2 protein-coding genes are annotated in these 3,187 nt (G+C 68.4%); both read right to left on the bottom strand.

Annotated elements, in window-relative coordinates; genetic code table 11:
• Positions 1–444 precede the first annotated feature (444 nt).
• Positions 445–2,115, bottom strand: a complete 1,671-nt coding sequence (metG, locus tag MJ783_RS13375) for a methionine--tRNA ligase (RefSeq protein ID WP_239310759.1) — start codon at positions 2,113–2,115, stop codon at positions 445–447.
• A gap of 78 nt (positions 2,116–2,193) precedes the next feature.
• The gene (rfbD, locus tag MJ783_RS13380) at positions 2,194–3,075 is read right to left on the bottom strand and encodes a dTDP-4-dehydrorhamnose reductase (protein ID WP_239310771.1); all 882 of its coding nucleotides are present in this window, start codon (positions 3,073–3,075) and stop codon (positions 2,194–2,196) included.
• Positions 3,076–3,187: the final 112 nt, after the last annotated feature.

Below are 3,187 nucleotides of genomic sequence, written 5' to 3' on the forward strand. Positions count from 1 at the left end.
GTAGATCAAAAAACGGGATTGGGATGCGCCGCACCCCTATTACCGATCGCTCGTCGTCGAACGTGTCGGTCATCCGACACATTCTGAACCGACTGGCCTGGAGACAGGAACGTACGGCCGGTTCCGGTAGGCCCAGGCGCCAGTTCTCGGGCCGGGAAATACCGCCTCCGCTCTCCGCGGACGGCCGAAAGAACCGCCTTCCGCCAGTCAACGGATCCAGCCACCTGGCACACACGGCGCAGGCGGACAACAGGCGCGGAACAGCCTCCGCGTATACGCCCAATCATGCGGCCACCAGGCCACCGATGACGGGCAGCGCGAACGTCGGCGAACCGGACCGGCCCCCGTGGACCGCATGCCTGCGCGCCACGCCGGTCCGGTGGGAGACGCGGCGTGCATGCGCCGCTGGCCGCTGGCTGCCGCCAGCAGCGGCCAGCGGTCGGATCAGCTCAGGGCGTCCGGCTCAAGCTTGGTGAACAGCGCACCGGACCAGCTCAGGGTGGTGCCAGCCGGTACCGGTTGCCGTTCCCAGCGGTCCAGGCTGATGCCGAGCACCTCCGCAAGCCGAAGGCAGGTGAACGGCAGGAAAGGCGCGAGCGCGGTCGTGATTCCGGAGATCGCCTGAATCGACACGGCCAGGCTGTGCCCGGCCCGGTCTGGATCAACCTTGACCGTCTTCCACGGCTCCTCGCGGTAGAGGTAGGCGTTCACCTCACCGGAGATGTCCATGGCGGCCCGCAGCGCCGCCCTCAGTTCCACGCGTTCGATCAGCTCGCCGACGCGGGCCAGGCCCGCGTCCACCGAGGCAATCAGCTCGGCGTGCACGCCGTCGAGCTCGCCGGCTGCCGGCAGCCGGCCGTCGAAACGCTTGCCGATCTGGGCCATCACCCGGTTGACGAGATTGCCCCAGTTCGCGATCAGCTCGTCGTTGATCCGCCGAATGATGTCCGCGTCCGTGATCTCGGTGTCGTTCTGTTCGGGCAGCACCGTCGCCAACGAGTAACGCAGCGCGTCCGGCTGGAGCCGATCGAGGTACTCGCGGACCCCACGCCCGATCCCGGCGGACTTCGACGCCTTCGCGCCACCGAACGTCACGTACTGGTTTGCCGGGACGTCGGTCGGCAGGTCCAGCCCACCGTAGCCGATCAGCATCGCGGGCCAGATCACCGTGTGGAACGGAATGTTGTCCTTGCCGACAAAGTAGTAACTGACCGCGTCCGGATTCTGCCACCAGTCACGCCAGGCCTGCGGGTCGCCCGTCCGGGCCGCCCACTCCCGGCTCGCCGACAGATAGCCGATGACCGCCTCGAACCAGACATAGATGCGCTTGCCCGGACCGAGCTCGTCCGTGGGCAGCGGCACACCCCAGTCAAGATCCCGGGTGATCGCCCGGTCGTGCAGACCGTCCTTGACGAACTGCAACGACCAGTTCATGACATGCCGGCGCCAGCCCTGGCGCGTTTCCAGCCACGCCAGCAGGTCATCGGCAAGGGACGACAGCCGCAGGAAGAAGTGTGTGGTGGCCCGCTTCTCCGGGAGCGCACCAGTGATCTTGCTGCGCGGATCCAGCAGGATGTCGGGGTCAAGCGTGCGGCCGCAGTTCTCGCACTGGTCACCACGAGCCTCGCTGTAGGCGCAGAAAGGGCAGCTGCCGACCACGTACCGATCCGGCAGGAACCGACCAGCCTGCGGATCGAAGAACTGGACGGTCTCCCGCGGCGTGATGTAGCCCGCCTCGCGGAGCCGGGTGAACACCTCCTGGACAACCTCACGATGGTTGTCGGTCATCGTCGACGTGAACAGGTCGAAGCTGATCCCGAGATCATCCCAGATACGCAGGAACTCCGGATGGTAACGATTGACGATCTCGACCGGCGACACGCCGTCAGCATCGGCACGGACAGTGATCGGCGTACCGTGGGTGTCGCTCCCGGACACCATGAGGACCCGGTTTCCCGCCATCCGGTGATAGCGCGCGAAAATGTCAGCCGGCAGGTAGGCACCGGCGATGTGCCCCAGATGGGGCATGCCGTTGGCATATGGCCACGCCACCGCGACCAGGACAGGTCGGCCCTGCCCCGCGGGGGCGATCAAGCTGCTGGTCTTGGTGGTCACGCCCCAACGGTAGCGTCCCGGACCAAAGAACCGGATCCCGCGCCTGTCCGAGCCCGCCGACGCCCGTGAAACGCCCGGCTACCCGCGCAGGGCGTCACGGGACTCGGCGAACGCGGCGGCCAGCGCAACCCGCCACGGACGCGGCGGCGTCAAGCCCGCGTCCGTCCATGAGCGGGACGACAACACCGAGTAGGACGGGCGCGGAGCCGGCCGGGGGAACGCGCCCGTCGTCGTCGGCCTGACCTTCGCGGGGTCCAGCCCGAGTTCGGAGACGACCGCCCGAGCCAATCCGTACCAGGTCGTGTCGCCGCCGCCGGTGCAATGATAGATTCCCGGCCTGGCCCCGGATGCCGCAAGCTCGATCAGCCCCGCGGCGAGATCCACCGTCCAGGTCGGTGACCCGCGCTGGTCATCGACCACAGCCAGGGTGTCGCGCTCACGGGCGAGCTTCGCGATCGTCCGGACGAAGTTACGCCCGGACGCGCCGTAGACCCATGCCGTCCGCACGACGTAGGCGGCTGGGCACAGTTCCAGCACGGCCTGCTCGCCGGCGAGTTTGGTCCGCCCGTATGCCGAGCGCGGCGCGACCGGGTCATGGGTCTCGTAGGGCTTGTCCGCCATGCCGTCGAAGACGTAGTCGGTGGAGATATGCATCATGGTCGCGCCGGCCTCGGCACAGGCGACCGCCAGCCGCGCCGGAGCGGCGGCGTTGGCGGCATAAGCACCCGCCTCGTCGGCCTCGGCACCGTCGACGTCCGTCCAGGCCGCCGCGTTGATCACCACGAGACCGCCCTGGACCTTCGCGGGCCGAGCCTGGTCCGCGACGACCGCCCGGACCCGGGCCGCATCGGTGATGTCGAGCTCACCACGGGTGAGACCCGCCCAGGCCTGGACCCGCTCATCGGCCTCCAGTAACCGGCAGAGATCCGCTCCGAGCTGACCGCCGGCTCCCGTCACCATCACACGCACCAGGCAAGTGTGGCAGACCTCGCCGGCCGGTCACCGCCGGCCCGCATGCTCGCCCGATCCCGCGCGCCCACCCGGCATGAACGAACCGCTATACATGAACCGG

It is taken from the genome of Protofrankia sp. Cj3 (assembly GCF_917627355.1).
In the GTDB taxonomy this organism is placed as follows: Bacteria; Actinomycetota; Actinomycetes; order Frankiales; family Frankiaceae; genus Protofrankia.